At 46.4% G+C, this 20,612-nt stretch carries 4 protein-coding genes; all 4 read left to right on the forward strand.

Going from position 1 to position 20,612, the window contains the following annotated elements; translation table 11 throughout:
• Nucleotides 1-753 precede the first annotated feature (753 nt).
• Nucleotides 754-2,388, forward strand: coding sequence for a cyclic peptide export ABC transporter (locus tag Xets_RS04390; RefSeq protein WP_099132008.1), 1,635 nt, complete (start codon nucleotides 754-756; stop codon nucleotides 2,386-2,388).
• Between the two features lie 349 nt (nucleotides 2,389-2,737).
• Nucleotides 2,738-5,977 carry a non-ribosomal peptide synthetase gene (locus tag Xets_RS04395; protein ID WP_187651213.1) on the forward strand — a complete coding sequence of 1,080 codons (3,240 nt, stop codon included), beginning with the start codon at nucleotides 2,738-2,740 and terminating at the stop codon, nucleotides 5,975-5,977.
• Nucleotides 5,978-6,013: 36 nt separating this feature from the next.
• Nucleotides 6,014-16,012, forward strand: coding sequence for a non-ribosomal peptide synthetase (locus Xets_RS04400; RefSeq protein ID WP_187651214.1), 9,999 nt, complete (start codon nucleotides 6,014-6,016; stop codon nucleotides 16,010-16,012).
• A gap of 4 nt (nucleotides 16,013-16,016) precedes the next feature.
• Nucleotides 16,017-20,612, forward strand: a 4,596-nt coding sequence (locus Xets_RS04405) for a non-ribosomal peptide synthetase (protein ID WP_187651215.1), incomplete at its 3' end; no start/stop codon positions are given.

Consider the following 20,612-nt stretch of genomic DNA (forward strand, 5'->3'; position numbering starts at 1 on the left):
GGTATAAAAAAATAAGAATAATTTTATATATTATTAAATTTAACCTTTAATAATTGGTCTTATTTAAGTTATCAATTCATTGTTTCGATAAGCTCTCAATGAATTATTTCGATCTTGTTTGATCATGAATTGACCTCATAATTCCTTTGATATTTAACAAAGTCAACACAACTGAATCACAATTGATTTACTTTATGATGTTTTTCACAATTTATAAAAATGCATTTTTTTCAATTTATGCATCGTTTATGCATAAAAAAATAAATAAAAAGAAGTATGGAATTGAAGATAGTGGAGAGGGAGTATTATTGTTTAATAATTATTCAAAAATAATGGTTATAAGTTATTCCCATAAACTAAAAAATGTATTTGCAATTAGTAATTTTTATCCTATAAAAAATATTATTGTTTAAAATCAATCAATTAATTTTATTCTATCCGTTTTTAGTGCTTTAGAGTGAAACCCAACCTAAACCTCTTTGTACTATACCTATGCTATCTCCTATCCCTTAAAAGGGGAGCGATTTCTGAAAAAATAGTATTCCTCAAAATCCTTCAAATTATTCACCTGGTTAGTTACATGTAGTTATCATTAATATTGCTATTAATCTTTATCACAATTATATTTATTAATATTGCCATACCATAAATCACACTTGCAGTTTTATAAGAAAAAAATAACCATAGTGGATTGAGTAAGCAGATATATGAATTTTCATATTAATTATAACCTTCGACAATGGCTTGTTTTTTATGACTCTAATAGCTTATTTATATCGTCAATCTTGGGTATTACTGTTGGTATCGACAATAAGCGCATTAATTAGTGGGTTTGCCGGTGCTTCGATAGTCGGGATGATCAGTCAAGGAGTAACAGAAGAAATTAATCTAATTACATTTCTTTGGAGCTTTTTTGGCGTCTGTTTTATCTTTTTTATTACTAAAACCGTGTCAGAAATTACATTATCTCACTTAGCCCAATCCACTATTTTTTCATTACGTCTAAGTTTGAGTAATAAAATTTTGCGGGCACCACTCAAAAAACTGCATAAACTTGGACGGCACGGTTTATTAGCAGTTTTAACCAAAGACGTCGATGTTTTCGTCCATTCCTTTATGTTGGCCCCTTCTGTTTTTGGCAATATCACCCTAATCATAGCCTGTTTCGGTTATTTAGCCTGGATGTCCTGGCAACTGTTTCTCATTTTAGCGGCACTCAGTCTTATCGGCATGTATGTGTTTTATCTGTGGGAAAAATACCCATTACAATTAATGACAGATATGCGTGACCAAATAGATAAAATATATCTTAATTTCCAAAGCCTGATTGATGGTAGTAAAGAACTGCAACTCAATAAACAAAAAGGAAATCTTTTCATTAATAAAGTGATTGCTCCTGCCGCCAAAGTATTCCAGGAGATCTGTATTAAAGCCAACTCCAGCTATGCCTGGGTTATTAATGCCAGTTCTGTTACATTTTATGTCATGATTGGTATCATTATTTTTGTTGTCCCGATTTGGCTTCCCCAAGAACCATCAACATTGGTTACTGTATCGCTGCTTGTTCTCTTCTTATCAGGCCCAATCAGTGAAGTTATTGGCGCAATCCCAGAACTGAGAGAGGCGGAAGTTTCATTGAATAAAATGCGGCGTCTTGATAGCCAACTGGAAGAAGCCCTGTCAGTACAAGTTGAAGGCACGAACCCATTTAACCAGCAACAATCACTCGAGATTGAACTGAAAGATGTTGTCCACCATTACACAACGGATAAAGAAGATCGCCAATTTGCACTCGGCCCATTAAGTTTGAAAATATCGCAAGGCGAAATTGTTTTTATTGTCGGTGGGAATGGCAGTGGGAAAACAACCCTCGCCATGTTGCTTGTTGGCCTGTTTGAGCAAGAATCCGGCACTATCTCACTGAATGGTGTACAAGTAACACCAGCAAATAATGAACATTATCGTCAACATTTTGCTGCCGTTTTTTCTGACTACCATCTATTTGAGCAGTTACTCAACAGCGATGCGAATGTCACTGAAAAAGCAACACATTATATTGAAGCATTAAACATGGCACACAAAGTTAAAATCGTTGATGGCGGATTTTCCACCACAAATCTTTCCGCAGGCCAACGGAAACGACTGGCTTTGGTTTCAGCTTACTTAGAAGACCGTCCTATTTATCTGTTTGATGAGTGGGCAGCCGACCAGGATCCCATGTTTAAACGCTTATTCTATACTGAGCTGCTGCCAGAATTAAAAGCCAGAGGTAAAACTGTCCTGGTTATTAGTCATGATGATGCTTACTTTAATATAGCTGACCGCATTATTAAATTAGAGGATGGTCATATTAAAGAAGTTGATCATAAGGACCATTATATTCAATAAAATGAAATAACGCTTATAGCAAAGAGCCTGATAAAACAGGCTCTTATTTCACTTTATATACCCCAAAAAACTTGAGCAACAAAGTGAACAAAAAAATCACCAATGGCAATAAAATTTATCACATAATACCTATAATAAAATTAGACACATTAGAAAAACATTATTAGAAATGTGTAACAAAATCATTTAATGTAAAATTATCTAATTTTGTAATAAACATAAAAAATAAGACTGTTCTTTTTTATTAGAATGGTCAGTTATTTTTATTGTTTAAACCTAAGTGTGATTTTTGTTTTATCAGTTCTCATGTTTTTATTTTTTAATGTACCCATAAAAAGGGATCTATAGAATGAATTACCCTGAAAAATTGAAATCATTCCCTTTATCAGAAGCTCAACGCAGCCGCTGGTTTCAATATCAAATTGCCCCTGACAAACGCGGTCAGAATAATAGTGCATTTTGCGCTCACATTAAAGGATTAACGGCTAAGCGTTTAGAAGAGGCTCTCAACAAATTGGTACAAAGACATCCAATGCTGCGGGCAAGTTTTGGACTATACCACGGCGAATTAGGCTATTGCATCGCAGACAGCGCTAAAATCACACTTACAGTACATGATGCCCAACATCTTAGCGAAGAAACGCTTAAGCAGCGTGTTCAAGATGATTGCTGGCATATGTTTGATCTAGCCCATCCGCTGCGGGTTTATGCCAGTTGGTATCAGCGCAATCAACAAGAAAGTGTAATGGTCTTGACTTTTGATCATCTGGCCGTTGATGGCTGGTCTTATTGGATACTGTTAGATGAACTTGATGCTCTGCTCTCTGCAAAACCCCTGAAACCCGCACCAGAAAATAGTTTCCACGATTATGTGGAATGGCAACAACAATGGCTAAAAAGTGCCAGCGCTAAAAAACAACAACAATACTGGCAAAATACATTGGCGGGTGATTTGGCTGTCTCGCAATGGCCGCCTAAAAACAGCACTCTGCCCACCACAGGAAAAATATCGTTAAAGAAAATAATTAACAAATCACTGACACATAAGCTGCAAGCACTGGCCCTAAAATATGATAACAGCCTGTTTGCTGTTTTTCTGGCCGCCTACCAAATTCTTCTGAGCCGCTATACCGAAGTGGATGATGTCATTATCGGTTCTATCTTGCCGGGAAGAGGCCGTGCTCGTTGGGGAAAATTAGTTGGTGAATTTATCAATCCGGTTGCTTTACGCTGCCAGATAAACGGTGATATGACAGTACAGGAACATATCACACAAGCGACTAAGACCATCCGGCAGGGTATTGAAAACCAGAAATATCCGTTCACCAAGGTACTGGAACAACTGAAACTGCAACGCAATGCAGATACTCATCCCGTTTTCCAGACAGTCATGATATTCCAAAAAGCCAGATATATCGGTGACCTGACCACCCTCTGGATGGCGGAAGATGACGATGTCACGGTACAGTGGGGAAATGCAGAGTTGCGGTCTTTCTCATATCCTCTCTATGCCGATGTTCCCGTTCCATTGATGATAAATGTCTTAGAATCCGGCGATCATATCGGTTATACCTTTTATTACGATACTGCAATATTTGATGCAGCATTCATTTCCCAGCTTATGCAGAACCTCTTAACTCTGCTGGAAGCAATAGTCGATGATGAACAGCAAACAATTGATCGTTTGCCATTGATGGATGAACAGGCACGTCAGCGAGTCCTTCATGATTTTAACAACACGGATAAACCCTTCCCACAACACGCCTTAATCCATCAATTTGTTGAGCAACAAGCAGCACGCAACCCAACTGCAATTGCACTGCTGTATGGAAATACTCAACTCAGTTATATGGAATTGAATCAGCAAGCTAACCAGCTAGCTCATGCCCTTGTCGCAGCGGGAATTCATCCAGATGATCGCGTCGCCATTTGCATGGAGCGGAGTTTGGATATGGTCATTAGTCTGTTAGGGATTTTAAAAGCGGGGGCTGCTTATGTGCCACTCGATCCTGAATATCCCACAGACAGGCTCGCTTATATCCTGTCAGACAGTGAACCTGTGGTTCTGCTGACCCATCATAGCTTGCAAAAACAATTGCCCGTGACCGAACTTCCTGTTTGGTTTTTAGATAATCCAACCATTCAGGCCAATATTGCCCGTCAAGACGATGATAACTTAGAGGCTTCTCATTTAGGGCTAACATCGCGTCATCTGGCTTATGTACTCTACACTTCTGGCTCAACGGGATTACCCAAAGGCGTGATGAATGAGCACCGCGGTGTGGTTAACCGTTTGCTCTGGGCACAGGATACTTATCAATTAACCCCGCAAGATCGTGTCTTACAAAAAACGCCGTTTAGTTTTGATGTTTCTGTTTGGGAATTCTTCCTTCCCCTGATGTTTGGGGCTAAATTAGTGATGGCTCGCCCCGGCGGTCACAAAGAACCGCATTATTTATTGGAAGAGATAGAAAACCGTCATATCACGACGATCCATTTTGTGCCTTCCATGTTGCAAAGTTTTCTCCATTACATTCCGGCCGGACGCTGCCTTTCTCTGCGCCAAATTTTATGCAGCGGGGAAGCGTTGCCCTATGCCTTGCAACAACACTGTCTGTCCCATTTGCCTCACAGTGAACTGCATAATTTATATGGACCCACGGAGGCGGCCATTGATGTCACTGCCTGGCAATGTGTTCCGGATCGCTATATCGGGCAAGTGCCGATTGGGCATCCTATTGCCAATATCCAAATCTATATTCTCGATACCTACGGAGAACCTGTTCCAACTGGTGTGGCGGGGGAAATTTATATCGGGGGCGTGGGTGTTGCCCGTGGCTATTTGAACCTGCCTGAGTTGACTGCTGAACGTTTTATTAACGACCCATTCAATACCGATCCTGCTGCTCGTCTGTATAAAACTGGCGATCTGGGACGTTGGCTACCGGATGGCAGTATCACTTATCTGGGACGCAATGATTTTCAGGTCAAAATTCGCGGATTACGCATTGAACTGGGTGAAATTGAAACCCGCCTGACCCAATGTGCCGGCATTCGTGAAGCTATAGTTGTTGCCCGTGAAAATGGAGCCAATGACAAGCGACTGGTTGCCTATTTGATCCCAAATCAGGATAGCACACTGAGCATTTCTCAACTGCGTGAGCAATTAAGCCGAAATCTTGCCGATTACATGATACCGAGTGCCTTTGTAGTGATGGAGGCGTTTCCTCTCTCTCCAAATGGCAAACTCGATCGCAAGGCTCTGCCTGCTCCCGATCATGCTGCCATATCAACCCGTGAATATGCAGCTCCAGAAGGCGAAACCGAAGAGCAGTTGGCCGCCATTTGGCAAGCGTTACTGGGACTGGATCGGGTAAGCCGCTATGACAACTTCTTTGAATTGGGCGGGCATTCACTGTTAGTGCTACAGCTACAGTCACAAATCAAACAAACATTTGATGTTGAATTATCTATTCATCAACTGTTTTCCCACCCAACCCTCTGTCAACTTGAAGAATGCATTATCGACTCTCTATTACTGCAATTTGATTCAGAGTCTCTGCAAGAGATTTATAAATCAATGAATTAGATTTTAATTTACCTTGTTTTAAGTGGTGATAATCAAATGAATAATAACGAGCTTTCATCTCTACCATTAGCGGAACGCAGAAGACTACTTGAGTTAGCCACATCAGCAAAACTAACCCGCCAATCGACGCAAAAAACAACAATCACGGCTCAGTCGCGTGATAACGGTGTGCCTTTATCCTGGACACAACAACGCTTATGGTTCCTTGCTCAATTAGATCCTGCTGCACAAACGGCATACCATATGTCAGCGGGGTTAAACCTAAAAGGAAAACTGAATCTGAATGCCTTGCAAGCAGCCTTGGATCATATTGTGGCGCGCCATGAAATTTTACGTACTACCATCGTGACGGTAGAAGGTGAAGCACAACAAATCATTCATGATGCAGATTGCGGTTTTCCCCTGCTACAAGAAGATTTCAGCCAGCACTATTCAGAACACAGAACTGCGTCAGAACAACAAGCGGCAATTGAAAGAGTGGCCTATCTTGAGGCAAATCACCCCTTTGATTTTGTTAACGGCCCATTAGCACGGGGACGCTTGCTAAAACTGGCAGAAGAACAGCATATCCTGCTGTTAACTCAGCACCATATCATCTCTGATGGCTGGTCAGTCAGTATCTTTATGCAAGAACTGTCCACACTTTATCACGCATTCTGTCAAGGACAGCCTGACCCGATGCCAGCCCTGACAATTCAGTATGCTGATTATGTTCTCTGGCAGAAAAATGGGCTACAGGGAGAAGTGCTGGCAAAACAGGTCGAATTCTGGCGTAACACCCTGCAAGGTGCTCCCGCACTTCTGGAATTACCCACCGACCGTCCGCGTCCTGCAAAGCAAAGTTATCTCGGCGGACGCGTCAATATTGCTCTGCCTCCCGCATTGCAGGCAGGTTTAAAAACACTCAGCCAACGTCACGGAACAACCTTCTTTATGACGTTATTGGCTGGATGGGCTATATTGCTCAACCGCCTCAGTGGTCAGGATGATATTGTAATTGGCACTCCCATTGCTAATCGTCAACAACCTGAATTAGCGCCTTTAATCGGCTTTTTTGCCAATACATTGGCATTACGCGTGCAATTACACGATAACCCCAGTGTCAGTGAACTCCTGGCACAAGTGAAAAAACAAGCAATCAATGCATTTGCCCATCAAGACCTGCCCTTCGAACAATTGGTCGAGATCTTACAACCTCCGCGCAGCCTAAGTCATAGCCCAATTTTTCAGGTTATGCTGGCAACCAATAATACACCGGGACAACGGCATTTCGAGCTGCCGGGATTGGTATTGAATGAGCGGCCATTAATCAGGGATAGTTCTTACTTTGACCTGACATTAACCCTGGATGAAACAGAAAATGGGTTAGTGGGTGATCTGGAATATGCCCGTGATCTGTTCGATCACACTACGATTGAACGTATGCTAAGTCACTTAAACACGTTGCTGGCGGCAATGGTGGCTGATGATAGCCAGCGCGTGGCTGAACTACCACTGATAATCCCCCAACAGCGCCAACAATTGTTGGTGGATTTTAATGACACTACCCTCACCTACCCACAAGACAAATTGATCCACCAGCTATTTGAACAACACGCAGAGTCGATGCCTGATGCTATTGCCTTGGTGTATCAAAATACGCAACTGAGTTATACAGAGTTGAACCAACGCGCCAACCAACTGGCCCACAGACTGATTACCTTTGGTATACGCCCAGATGACCGCGTGGCACTGTGTGTCGGGCGCAGCCCGGATATGATCATTGGCATGTTGGGCATTCTCAAAGCAGGGGCAGGTTACGTTCCATTCGATCCAGAATATCCTGCCGAACGGCTGGCTTATCAGTTATCAGACAGCACCCCAACGTTATTGCTGACCGAAAAACATTTACAGGCGAGTTTACCGCTGACGGAGGTTCCGGTCTGGTTACTGGATGATGAAAATTATCTAAATATTGTGGCACAACAGCCAATCCATAATCCTGATGCCAGCCAGTTAGGGCTTCTGCCACATCATCTGGCCTATATTATCTATACCTCCGGTTCGACCGGAGTGCCTAAAGGTGTGATGCTGGAACACCGCAATGTTGTCAATTTTATTCATGCTCAACATCAAATCAGCCAACCCCAACCAGGGGATCGCATTCTGCAATTTGCGACTATGGCATTTGATACCTCCGTATCGGATATTTTTCCGACACTGGCTGCGGGCGCAACTTTAGTCCTGCGCCCTGCCCATATCCGTGTGCCGGATACGGAATTTATTGACTTTTTACAGCAGCAGAAGATTACCATCATGGATGTGCCGACTGCGTTCTGGCATCAATGGGTACAGGAGATGAAAGCCGATCGTACAGGTTTCAGCCCTTACCTGCATACGGTTATTGTTGGTGGTGAGAAAGCGGAATACCGCTATTGGGTAGATTGGCAATCATTGCCAGAAACGCAATCTTGTCGTTGGATCAACACCTATGGCCCAACTGAAACCACCGTTATCGTCACTTCACTGATACTAAATGGTGGCTCTTCCAACGAAATTGTCAACAACATTCCCATTGGTCGCCCCAATGCTAATTCGCGTATTTATATTCTCGATCCCTTCGGACAACCTGCTCCCATCGGGGTTAGTGGGGAGATTTATATTGGCGGTGCCGGTGTTGCTCGTGGTTACTTGAACCAACCAGAACTGACAGCAGAACGTTTCGTCCCCGATCCATTCAGCAAAGAACCTGATGCTCGCCTGTATAAAAGCGGTGATCTGGGACGCTGGCAGCCAGACGGCAACATTGAATATTTAGGGCGCAATGATTTTCAGGTCAAACTGCGTGGCTTCCGTATTGAATTGGGCGAAATCGAAGCGCAATTGGCAGCCTGCGACGGAGTCAAAGATGTTGTGGTCATTGCCCGTGAAGAGACGGCTGGCGACAAGCGTCTGGTCGCCTACCTGATACCACAACCTGGTGTTACGCTTACACCTTCCCACCTGCGTAAACAATTAAGCATCCATCTGATGGAACACATGATCCCCAGTGCATTTGTCATACTGGATGCATTTCCTCTGACCGGTAGCGGTAAATTAGATCGCAAGGCCCTGCCTGCACCAGATCATACGGCAATCGCCAGCCGTAAATACGAGACCCCTCAAGGGGAAATTGAGCAGAAACTGGCGGAAGTCTGGCAATCTCTGCTTGGGCTGGAGCAAGTGGGACGTCATGACAATTTCTTTGAGTTGGGTGGCCACTCTTTACTGACGGTACAAATGGCTACCCGCTTACGCCAAGTTTTCAACAGCCAAGTGGACTTGCAAGATCTCTTCACCCATCCAATTTTGTCAGATTTGGCACACTCACTGGATACAGCCAATCAGCCAGCACAGCATTCTACACAACCGGTGATATTACCCGCCGACCGGCAACAAGTTCTGCCCCTCTCTTGGGCACAACAACGCCTGTGGTTCTTGGCACAGTTGGATCCTGCCGCCCAGACGGCATATCACATCTCTGGCGGATTGCGTCTGAAAGGAGAGCTAAACCTGAATGCCCTGCAAGCAGCTCTGGACAGGATCGTTGCCCGCCATGAAATTCTGCGCACAACTATCAAAATGGAGGATGGTACAGCCCAGCAAGTGATTGCCAATGCAAATTGTGGCTTCAATTTGACCATTAAAGATCTCAGTCAATCAGATGAGGCAGAAAAACGGGCTGCTATTGATGCAACCGCTCAATTTGAAACTGACCATCCCTTTGATTTTGCTCTGGAGCCATTAATTCGCGGGCAATTACTGAAACTCACCAATGATGAACATGTTCTGTTGTTGACCCAGCACCACATGATTTCGGATGGCTGGTCATTAAACATCCTGATATATGAATTGACCACCCTCTACCGTGCTTTCATTCAGGGACAAGACGATCCACTGCCTGCACTGACAGTGCAATATGCTGATTATGCTCTCTGGCAGCGGCAATGGCTACAAGGTAAGGTGCTGGAAAAACAGGTCAATTTCTGGCGAGAAGCACTGCAAGGCGCCCCTGCGTTACTGGAATTGCCGACAGACAGAGCACGTCCTGCGGTTCAGAGCTACCGTGGGGATCAAGTGGCATTCACCCTTCCACCTGCATTAAGTGACAGCTTAAAAGCATTGAGCCAGCGCCATAGTTCCACACTATTTATGACCTTATTCACTGCATGGTCAATCTTGCTTGCCCGCATCAGTGGTCAACAAGACATTGTTATTGGAACGCCTATCGCTAACCGACAGCACAGTGAATTAGAACCGTTGATCGGTTTCTTTGCCAATACGCTAGCGCTCAGGGTGAAACTGGAAGATAACCCCACCGTTAGCTCATTATTGGCACAAGTCAAAGCCCATGCACTGGCAGCCTATGTACACCAAGACTTACCCTTTGAGCAATTGGTCGAAGCATTGCAACCGCCACGTAGCTTGAGTTATAGCCCGATATTTCAGGTCATGCTCGCGCTGGATAACACGCCAATACAACAATCCCTTGAATTACCCGATTTAGTGATAGATGAACTGCCGTTAACCCGAAAAAGCACTCATTTCGATCTGTCACTTTCCATGAACGATACCGATAATGGGTTGGTCTGTGAATTGGAATATGCCAGTGATCTGTTTGATCGTGCCAGCATTGAACGACTCGCAAGCTACCTGCAAACTCTGTTAGCAGCGATGGTTGCTGATGATTCTCTACGTGTACAAGATTTACCGTTACTGCAACCACAACAACGCAAGCAATTATTGGTAGATTTCAACAATACCGCTCAGGCCTATCCGCAAGATAGGTTGATCCACTCACTGTTCGAACACCAAGTCACGCAGACACCGAATGCCACTGCGTTGATATTCGGTGAAAACATATTGAGTTATACCGAACTGAATCACCACGCCAACCAGTTAGCTCATTATCTGATGGCATCCGGTGTGCGCCCTGATGATCGCATCGCAATCTGTGTTGAGCGTAGTCTGGATATGATCATCGGCATGTACGCTATCCTAAAGGCAGGTGCCGGTTATATTCCGCTTGATCCGGAATATCCCACAGAACGGCTGGCCTATCAGTTGTCAGACAGCCAACCTGTTTTATTGCTGACCCAGCGCCATCTACAGGCACATTTACCGATACAAGGCATACCCGTCTTGCTGCTGGATGATGACAACCACCGTAACGCGGTGGCACAACAATCCGGCCACAACCCTGATGCCCAGAAAATGGGTCTCCAACCACACCATCTGGCCTATATCATCTATACCTCCGGTTCCACCGGTCAGCCCAAAGGCGTCATGCTGGAACACCGCAATGTAGTGAACTTTATCCATGCCCAATGCCAAACCAGCAAACCCAAATCGGGGGATCGTATCCTGCAATTTGCCACCGTGGCATTTGATACATCGGTATCAGATATTTTCCCGACCCTGGCATCCGGCGCGACACTGGTTCTGCGCCCGCCACATATCCGCATACCGGATATCGCGTTTGTCTCGTTCCTGCGTGAGCAGAAGATCACCATTATGGATATGCCGACTGCTTTTTGGCACCACTGGGTACAGGAGATGGTGGCAGGCCGCAGTGGTTTCAGCCCTTATCTGCACACCCTTATTGTAGGTGGTGAAAAAGCGGAATACCGCCATTTAATGAATTGGCTGTCCAGTCCAGAAACCCAATCCTGCCGCTGGATCAACTCCTATGGTCCGACGGAGACCACCGTTATTGCCACAACTCTAAAACTGGACAACCAAAATCTACCGTACCTCGAAAATATTATCCCGATTGGTTATCCACTACCCAATACCCGCATTTATATTCTGGATGGACAGGGACAGCCAGTTCCCATTGGGGTAAGTGGAGAAATCCATATTGCCGGTGACGGTGTTGCCCGTGGTTATCTGAACCGCCCCGATGTGTCGGCAGAGAAATTTATTCCTGATCCGTTTAGCGAACAAGCAGATACCCGTATGTATAAAACGGGGGATTTGGGACGCTGGTTGCCCAACGGCATGATTGAATATCTGGGACGCAATGATTTTCAGGTCAAGATCCGTGGCTTTCGCATTGAGCTGGGAGAAATTGAAACCAGACTGGTTGCTTGTGAAGGTGTCATGGATGCTGTAGTGATCGCCCGTGAAGAAGAAACCGGTGATAAACGCCTGGTTGCTTACCTCATTCCACAATCGGGAGTCACACTCAACCCCGCCTGCCTGCGTGAGCAATTGAGTTCCGGTTTGATGGAACACATGCTCCCCAGTGCCTTTGTCATACTGGATTCTTTTCCGCTGACCACCAATGGCAAGCTGGATCGCAAAGCCCTGCCCGCACCGGATAGCTCTGCCATAGTCAGTCGCAAATACGAAGCGCCGCAAGGAAAAACTGAACAAACCCTGGCCGCAGTTTGGCAATCCCTGCTTGGCTTGGAGCAAGTGGGACGCCATGACAATTTCTTTGAACTGGGTGGGCACTCTTTACTGGTAGTCAATCTGATCGAGGAATTACGCCAGCATGACCTACTCCTTGATGTTAGTACGGTCTTCTCTGCACCAACATTGGCAACCATGAGCGCTCGTTTAAATCAAAAAACCGCTCAAGGTGTCACAGAATTGATGGTTCCACCAAACCTGATCCATGAAGACAGCCAGATGATTACCCCAAACATGCTGCCTCTGGTGGAGTTAACACAAAACCAAATCGAGGAGATTGTCAATCTCGTTCCTGGAGGTGTTGCCAATATTCAGGATATCTACCCACTGGGGCCATTACAGGCAGGTATCCTGTTCCACCATTTGTTGCAAACCGAAGGCGATATCTATCTGGACAATCAGCTTATGGCGTTTGATAGCCGAACACGTTTAGATACTTTCTTACAGATACTTCAACAAGTCATTGATCGGCACGATATCCTGCGCAGTGCTGTGCATTGGCAAGAATTGCCAGAACCTGTTCAGATTGTCTATCGTCATGCACCGCTGCCGATTATTGAACACACGTTGTTAACAGAAGCGCAATTACGCCATCTCACTGATCCACACACGGTGCGAATGGAGATCACTAAAGCACCACTTCTAACGGCACATATTGCTCAAGATCCTGAATCTGGACAGTGGCTGCTCTCCTTATTGCACCACCATTTAGTTTGCGATCACATCTCATTAAGCATGATCTTCAATGAGATTAATACGCTGATCTTGGGAGAAAGCGACAGCCTTCCGGTTCCCCTGCCTTATCGTAATTTTATCGCCCAGACCCGTAGTGTGCCGCAGGAAGTCCATCAAGCCTATTTCCGCAAGCAACTTGGGGATGTTGAAGAACCTACTTTGCCCTTTGGATTACTCGATGTACAAGGCAACAACCTCAAAGAAAACGATCTAAAAGAAACAAACCGCAATAAAATCGTAGAAAATACCGTCACATTGGATAGCGAACTCGCCCACACCTTGCGTAACTGTGCCCGCCAACTCGGCATGAGTGCCGCAGTGCTGTTCCATGTCGCATGGGCGCAAGTATTAGCCCGATGCAGTGGGCGAAGCGATGTGGTGTTTGGCACGGTCCTACTGGGACGCTTACAGGGCGGAGTCGGTGCTTCCGAAGTACTGGGTATGTTTATCAATACCTTGCCTATCCGCATTCGGTTACAGGAGCGTACAGTTAAGCAGGCAGTCCGGGAAACCCATCAACAACTCAGTGAATTGCTCGATCACGAGCAAGCATCATTGGCCGTTGCCCAGCGTTGCAGTGGCATCCAGGCACCATTACCATTGTTTAACAGCTTGCTGAATTTCCGCCATAGCCCACGTAATGCATCTCAATCTGCATCGTTGGCATGGGAAGGTGTACAGATACTCAGAGGTGAAGAACGCAGTAACTATCCACTGTCACTGGATGTAGATGACTTTGATGATGGATTTGCACTCACCGCACAGTGCAGTCAGCAGATTAATCCGGCGCGTATCAACGCCTATATGGATATGGCGTTAAGAGGAACTATCGCAGCCCTGCAACACACGCCGGAACAGAAAATTGAATCGCTCGATATTCTGTCCTCGGAAGAGCGCATTCAAGTATTGGAAACATTTAACGATACTGCCGTCGATCTTACGCCAGATGTTTTAATTCACCAATTGTTTGAACAGCAAGTGGAACGGACACCTGATGCCACCGCATTAGTGTTTGGTGAAAATCAGGTGACTGGTGAAAGCCAATTGAGCTATGCCGAACTGAATCACCATGCCAATCAACTGGCTCATCATCTGATTGCATCCGGCGTACGCCCCGATGACCGTATCGCTATCTGTACCGATCGCAGTCTGGATATGATCATTGGCATGTATGGCATCCTTAAAGCAGGTGCAGGTTATATTCCCCTTGATCCAGAGTACCCCACAGAACGACTGACTTATCAGTTATCAGACAGTAAACCCACCTGGTTGTTGACTCAACGCCATTTGCAAGCACGTTTGCCGGTACAGGATATTCCAACCCTATTGTTGGATGATGACGGCTATCGTAACGCGGTAGCACAACAACCTATTCATAACCCCGATATTGGTCAAATGGGGCTTCAACCACACCATCTGGCCTATATCATCTATACCTCCGGTTCCACTGGACAACCCAAAGGCGTGATGCTGGAACACCGCAATGTGGTGAACTTTATCCATGCTCAACGCCAGACCAGCCAACCACAATTGGGTGATCGTATTCTGCAATTTGCCACCGTGGCGTTTGATACTTCGGTATCCGATATTTTTCCAACCCTGGCATCCGGTGCGACATTGGTTCTTTGCCCGCCTCATATCAGAGTACCGGATGCGACATTTGTCGCCTTCTTACGCGAACAGAAGATCACCATCATGGATATGCCCACGGCCTTCTGGCATCACTGGGTACAGCAGATGATGGCGGGTCGCAGTGGTTTCAGCCCCTATCTGCACACCCTTATTGTGGGTGGAGAGAAAGCGGAGCATCGTCATCTAATGAGCTGGTTGTCTCACTCGGAAACGCAATCCTGCCGCTGGATTAACTCCTATGGCCCGACTGAAACAACTGTTATTGCTACAACGCTGACGATAGATAACAAGCAAATTCCATATATCAATGACAATATTCCGATTGGTCGCCCATTGCCCAATACCCGTATCTATATTTTGGATACCCTCGGTCAACCGGTTCCTATTGGTGTCAGTGGTGAAATTCACATTGCTGGTTTAGGTGTCGCACGGGGTTATCTAAATAAGCCGGAGATGACAGCGGAGAAATTTGTTGCCGAGCCATTCAGCGCACAGCCAAATGCGCGCATGTACAAAACCGGTGACTTAGGACGCTGGTTGCCAAACGGCATGATTGAGTATCTGGGACGCAACGATTTTCAAGTCAAGATACGCGGCTTCCGCATTGAACTGGGGGAAATTGAAGCACAACTGGCCGCCTGTGAAGGTGTCAGAGATGCTGTGGTCATCGCCCGTGAAGAAGAAACCGGCGACAAACGTCTAGTGGCATATGTCATTCCACAATCCGGTTTCACAATAGAGGCCAATGGTCTGCGTGAACAACTGAATCACCGTCTGGCTAGCTATATGGTGCCTGGCGCGTTTGTTGTACTGGAAACCTTCCCGCTCACCGGAAGCGGCAAACTAGATCGCAAAGCACTGCCAGCGCCAGATCGTTCAGCCATCGCCAGCCGTGAATACGAAGCGCCCCAAAGTGAAATCGAACAGCAAATTGCCGCTATCCTACAGAATTTATTGGGGTTAGAACAAATAGGACGCCATGACAGCTTCTTTGATCTGGGTGGAAATTCCCTATCAATCATTCAGTTAATGGCAAGATTGCGTGATGCATTCCATCTTGAAGTGTCTATTCAAGACATATTTACCCATCCAGAACTTTCTGAACTCGCCGAGCTTATCGCATCAAGACAGATTGAAACCTTTTTCGCACAAGAAGATATCGAATTGCTGCAAAAAGAATTGGAAAACTTGTCCGAAGATGAACTGCGTGCCCTGTTAAATGGAGATAATTAATTAAATGAGTAACGAAGAACTAAGCCTACTTGAATTAAGACAAGCGGTACTCCAGAAAAAAATTAAAGAACGCATTAAAAACAGTCAGATTGGGGAAAACAAGCAGATCGGAGAAAAAAGGCAAATTATACCGAGAAACGCTGATCAGCAAACGCTTCCCCTATCCTGGGCACAACAACGCTTATGGCTCCTGGCACAGTTAGATCCAGCAGCACAAACGGCATACCACATTCCAGGTGGTCTGCGTCTGCAAGGTTATCTGAATTTAGATGCCCTGCAAGCAGCATTAAACAGAATTGTTGCTCGTCATGAAATTTTACGTACTACGATCAAGAGAGCCAAGGGCATCAAGATGGCCGAAGGCCAGGCCCTACAAATTATTGGTAAACCAGATAGCGGCTTCTCTTTGGCAGTGGAAGATCTCAGCCATCTGCCTGCGGAAGAGCAACAAACTATCATCGAAGAGACAATCCAGCGTGAAACCAGCCAGCCATTTGACTTCGCACAAGGTCCCCTAATCAGGGGACGCTTGCTGCGACTGGCTGAAAATGAACATATCCTGCTATTAACCCAGCATCATATTATTTCCGATGGTTGGTCTCTTAATATCCTGATGCACGAGCTATCCACGCTTTATCATGCGTTCAGCGAAGGACAGGGTGATCCCTTGCCCGCGTTGACACTCCAATATGCTGACTATGCCCTTTGGCAAAGGGAGTGGCTACAGGGAGAACTATTGGAAAAACAGGTGAATTTCTGGCGCGATGCGTTACAGGATGCTCCTGCACTTTTGGAACTACCGACAGACAGGCCACGTCCAGAGAAACAGAGTTATGCCGGAGGGTATGTTGATATCACTCTGTCACCGGAACTGAGTGCCGGATTAAGAAACCTTTGCCAGCGTCACGGGACAACATTATTTATGACCCTGATGGCGGGATGGGCAACTTTGCTGTCCCGTCTTAGCGGGCAGAAAGATCTGGTGATTGGCACACCTGTCGCTAATCGGCAATATAGCGAATTAGAGCCGTTAATTGGATTTTTTGTTAACACACTGGCTCTGCGAATTCAAATAGATGACAATCCAACGGTCAGCGCTTTGCTAGCCAGGATTAGGGCCCATACACTGAATGCCTACGCGCATCAGGATCTGCCATTCGAACAGTTGGTGGAAGTACTCAAACCACCACGTAGCCTCAGTTACAGTCCGATTTTTCAGGTTATGATGTCAGTGGATAATACCCCTGGACAGCAGAATATAGCATTACCGGATATCACTATTAGTGAAATCAATCTGGCCGAAAACAGCTCGCATTTCGATCTGTCCCTCTCGATAAATGATACTGAAAATGGCTTAGTGGGTGGCCTGGAATATTCCAGTGATCTGTTTGACCATGCCAGCGTTGAACGCATCGCCAGTTACCTGCAAACCCTGCTGACCGCGATGGTTAAAGATGATTCGCAACCAGTGGAAAGTTTACCACTATTGCAACCATACCAACGCACTCAAGTGTTAGACGATTTCAATGATACGGCCTTCCCATACCCACAAACGTTATTGATTCATCAACTGTTTGAACAACAGGTGGAACAAACCCCTGACGCCACGGCGTTAGTGTTTGGCGATAGCCAACTGAGTTATGCAGAGCTAAACCGCCACGCTAACCAACTGGCACACCATTTGATCGCTTCTGGCGTGCGCCCCGATGATCGCGTGGCAATCTGCGCTGAGCGCAGTCTGGATATGATCATTGGTCTGTACGCTATCCTTAAGGCCGGCGCCGGCTACATTCCACTCGATCCGGAATACCCAGCCGAACGTCTGGCCCACCAATTATCGGACAGCAAGCCGGTGTTATTGCTGACTCAACAGCATCTACAGACCCGTTTACCAATACAGGATACCCCTGTCTGGCTGCTGGATGATCAACATAATCGGGACAACGTGGCAAAACAACTAGCCCATAATCCCGATACCGATCAATTGGGGCTTAAGCCGCACCATCTGGCTTATATCATCTATACCTCCGGCTCTACCGGACAGCCTAAAGGTGTGATGCTGGAACACCGCAATGTGGTGAATTTTATCCATGCCCAACACCAAACCAGTGAACCACAATTAGGGGATCGTATCCTGCAATTTGCCACCGTGGCGTTTGATACCTCGGTATCCGATATTTTCCCCACCCTGGCATCGGGAGCAACACTGGTTCTGCGTCCGCCCCATATCCGGATACCGGATATCACTTTTGTCACCTTCCTGCGTGAGCAGAAGATCACCATTATCGATATGCCAACGGCCTTCTGGCACCACTGGGTACAGGAGATGGTGGCAGGACGCAGTGGCTTTAGCCCACATCTGCACACCCTCATTGTGGGCGGTGAAAAAGCGGAGTACCGCCATTTAATCAGTTGGCTGTCTCATCCGGAAACCCAATCCTGCCGCTGGATTAACTCGTATGGTCCCACGGAAACCACGGTGATTGCCACCACGCTGACATTGGATCATCAAAATTCATCGCACCTCAACGGTGTTATCCCGATTGGTTATCCATTGCCCAATACACGCATTTATATTCTGGATACCCAGAGTCAGCCGGTTCCCATTGGCGTCAGTGGTGAAATCCATATTGCCGGTGCAGGGGTGGCCCGTGGCTATCTCAATCGCCCCGATTTAACCGCAGAGAAATTTGTGGCAGATCCGTTTAGCGCCCGGCCCGATGCCCGCATGTATAAAACCGGCGATCTGGGGCGCTGGCTGCCCAATGGCACGATTGAATATTTAGGGCGCAATGATTTTCAGGTCAAGCTACGCGGTTTCCGCATTGAATTAGGGGAAATTGAGGCGCAACTGGCGGCTTGCGAAGGCGTCAGCGATGCCGTAGTGATTGCCCGTGAAGAAGACACCGGTGACAAACGTTTAATCGCTTATGTGATCCCCGAAACCGGCATGACACTGAGTCCGGCTGAATTACGTAAGCAACTGAGCACCAGATTGATGGAACATATGCTACCCAGTGCCTTTGTTATGCTGGGTGCTTTCCCAATGTCCGCCAACGGTAAACTGGATCGCAAAGCCCTACCGGCGCCGGATCGGAGCGCTATCGTCAACCGTGAATATGAAGTTCCACAAGGCGAAACTGAACAAACACTGGCCGTAGTCTGGCAATCCCTGTTGAATGTGGAACAAGTCGGGCGGCAAGACAATTTCTTTGAACTGGGTGGGCATTCACTGCTCGTGGTCAATTTGATTGAGCAACTACGCCTCCACGACTTGTCTCTGGATGTCAACGCGGTCTTCTCTGCCCCCACACTGGCGGCTATGAGCGCCCTAATTCGTCACAATAACACTCAGACTACAACCCTACAGGACGTACCGCCTAACCTGATTAGAGAAGACAGCTCTGTCATTACGCCAGATATGCTGCCACTGGTGGAATTGACCCAAGACCAGATAGATCAGATTGTTTCCCATGTAACAGACGGTATCTCCAACATCCAGGACATTTACTCATTGGGGCCATTGCAGGAAGGCATCCTGTTCCACCATTTGCTGGAAACAGAAGGTGATCTCTATCTGGACAACCATCTGATGATCTTCGACAGCCGAACGCGGTTGGAGCTTTTCTTGCAAGCCCTCCAGAAGGTGATTGACCGGCACGATATTCTGCGCAGCGCCGTTTACTGGAAAGAGCTTCTTAAACCAGTACAAATCGTCTATCGTTATGCACCACTGCCGATCACTGAGCTCACGCTATCGGCAGAGGCCCCCCCAGAAACTCAGCTACGCCGCCTTACCGATCCCCGTGCAATACGGATGGATATAACCAAAGCACCACTGTTAGCTGCTCATATAGCCAAAGATCCAGCCTCCGATCAATGGTTACTCTCCTTGCTGTATCACCACTTAGTTTGTGATCACATATCACTGGATATGATATTCAGTGAAATACAAACCTTACTTTTGGGTGAAAGTGAAAATTTACCAACACCACTGCCTTACCGAAACTTTATCGCGCAGATCCGCAACGTGCCGTTGGAGGTTCACCAAAACTATTTCCGCGAATTATTGGGAGATGTGGAAGAACCCACTCTGCCATTTGGGTTACTTGATGTACAAGGTGGCAGTCTCAATGAAATAGAGGAAGATGTTCTCACTCTGGATAGCAAGCTCGCCCAAAATCTCCGGGATTGCGCCCGTCAATCGGGTATGAGTGCCGCCGTACTGTTTCATGTGGCCTGGGCACAGGTGCTGGCTCGATGCAGTGGACGGAATGATGTCGTATTCGGCACTGTTCTGTTGGGACGGTTACAAGGTGGGGTTGGTGCATCCGAAGTGCTGGGGATGTTTATCAATACCTTACCTATTCGCGTTAAGTTACAGGCACGTACCGTTAAACAAACAGTACAGGAAACTTATCAGCAGTTAACCGCACTACTGGAACATGAGCAGGCACCTCTGGCTGTCGCCCAACGTTGCAGTGGCGTCCAGCCGCCCTTGCCGCTGTTTAACAGCCTGCTGAATTTCCGCCATAGCCCAGGTGAAGATGAGCAAGTGGCCTCAATCGCCTGGGAAGGCATTGGTGAGATAGAGAGTGAA

This window comes from Xenorhabdus sp. TS4, from assembly GCF_014467265.1.
GTDB lineage: Bacteria > Pseudomonadota > Gammaproteobacteria > Enterobacterales > Enterobacteriaceae > Xenorhabdus > Xenorhabdus ehlersii.